The organism is Bacillus sp. 05T31, from assembly GCF_056396725.1.
Genome location: NZ_JBFTMA010000962.1, coordinates 1 through 1,236 on the forward strand (window position 1 = coordinate 1; position 1,236 = coordinate 1,236).

At 31.1% G+C, this 1,236-nt stretch carries 1 protein-coding gene and 1 pseudogene; both read left to right on the plus strand.

Annotated features, from left to right (window positions below; all coding sequences use genetic code 11):
* Positions 1–131 (plus strand): annotated as a pseudogene (locus AC1DJR_RS30325) (acyl-ACP desaturase); the annotation flags it as partial.
* Between the two features lie 195 nt (positions 132–326).
* Complete coding sequence (locus tag AC1DJR_RS30330; RefSeq protein ID WP_477004293.1) at positions 327–788, plus strand: CarD family transcriptional regulator; 462 nt, start codon at positions 327–329, stop codon at positions 786–788.
* Positions 789–1,236 lie beyond the last annotated feature (448 nt).

Below are 1,236 nucleotides of genomic sequence, written 5' to 3' on the forward strand. Positions count from 1 at the left end.
GGTTAAAAGACTTACGACCAATTGCGCCTTTAGCTGAAAAAGCAAGAATTGAGATTTTGGARTACCACAYAAGATTGAAAAAAATACGGGATCGATTTGGTCGTTTTCAAGGGAAAACTGATCTAYGTTAATGAGTAGAGATTTCTGAATATAAGCGGGGAAATCTGACACACTCCCTATTGTTTTTGGGGTGTTTTTTACTTAATTTAATTTTTGTCAAAAAAGTAGTTGACGATAAAAATGATTTTATGATATTATAAAATATTTGATAAAAAATCACATATATGTTAAGGTTGAGAAGGTTACCATATATGGAGGTGGATTATATGTTTCAAATTGGCGATAACATTGTTTATCCAATGCACGGAGCAGGTATAATTGAAGCCATAGAAGAAAAAGAATTCTCAGGRAAAAAACAACAGTATTATGTTATAAAAATGTCRATCAGTAATATGCAAGTCATGATTCCTATGGGKAAAATATTRAGTTCGAGTATACGCCCAGTTACTGATATACTTGCATTAAARCACATTATACAMATTTTTCAGCAWGGAGAATCAGATAMATTAYTGCCGTGGAAACAAAGGTATAAAGTGAACACGGACAAAATAAAAACGGGTGAAATRCAAGAAGGTGCTGAAGTTGTACGTGATTTAATGCGTATGAAGAAAGAAAAGGCACTTAATACAAGCGAAAAAAAAATGTTGGATAACGCAYATGAATTTTTGATTAGTGAACTAGGATTAATTAAAGGRATCACTGAAAATCAAATAAAAAGTTTCTGTTAAGATTCATTATAGATAATGTATTGCATCCCTCGAAAATATCCTGAATTTTTCGAGAATATGATGATTATTAAAAGTAAATCATTTCAAAGACATTCAACTTCTTCAACTCACTTTTAGAGTAGGAACCTCTTTTGTTATTACTTCAATCTAATCCATTTTTATTTTTAAATTTCTTTTACGAACGTTCGAAGTTTCATCAAATAACTCGATTAAATAGTCACTTGATTTTTGCAATCCTGATTCACACTGGCACGGACAAGGAGCCGTAAGGATGAAAGAGAGGTAGGGCTTTCATTGTTTTAGGTAATATACTATCTAAGTCATTATTTCTAGAAGAAAAAACAATCAATCTMACCGSYATCTTTAAGARTTTCTTACATCTACTGAGACAGTGAATAGTAATTGTTTATCTTCTTTACGTAAAATTGATAAACGAACTGGTAACACC